General features: G+C 65.5%; 1 protein-coding gene. It reads left to right on the forward strand.

Features of this window, described 5'->3' with window-relative positions:
* Positions 1 to 287: 287 nt before the first annotated feature.
* The coding region (locus ABFX29_RS16330) for a hypothetical protein (protein WP_346038508.1) at positions 288 to 643 on the forward strand (356 nt) is incomplete at its 3' end.

Here is a 643-nt window from a genome sequence, read left to right on the forward strand (position 1 = left end):
CACCGCGGGGCCGGAGCGCGGGGCGCGGGCGGCGGCGGACGCCGGAGCGCGAAGCGCGGGCGGCCAATCGCGGGGAGCGGGGCGCGGGGCGCGGGCGGCCAAGCGTGCGGTGCGTGCGCGGCGGACGCCGGAGCGTGCGGTGCGTGCGCGAGGATCAAGTCGGCGATCTGAAAATCCAGTCTTCTTCTCCTCCCCAACACGGGTTTGTGGGCCGTAGACAAATGCCGATGTCCACATCGAGACTTCCTACTGGTCTTTAGCCGGCGACGCGTTCGTAGCCTGTGGGCATGTTGGAGATGGAAGCAGCACCCTCATTGCGGCATCCGGCGGTGTCCGGTCCGTTGTCTGGACTATCTGGACTACCTGGACTGCCTGCGTCTTTTCCGGAGAACTTTGGTCGTCCTTCCGAGCAGGACCGCTCCGCTGTGCCAGAGGATCATTCCGTTCGTTTACCCCCGGAGTTCGTCCCGGCGGCGCAAAGGCTCTTGAACAGCGTAAGCGAATGTCTGCACTGCCTACAGGACCCGGCTAGCTGCGAAGATCTATCAGAGGCCTGGGCTGATCCGAACCTGGTGGACTTGATGCGGGTGTTGGAGGAGTTGAAGTCTGCTGCTGCGGCGGTGCAGGCCCGTGCTGCGGCTGT

This window comes from Arthrobacter gandavensis (assembly GCF_039528575.1).
Lineage (GTDB): Bacteria > Actinomycetota > Actinomycetes > Actinomycetales > Micrococcaceae > Arthrobacter_B > Arthrobacter_B citreus_B.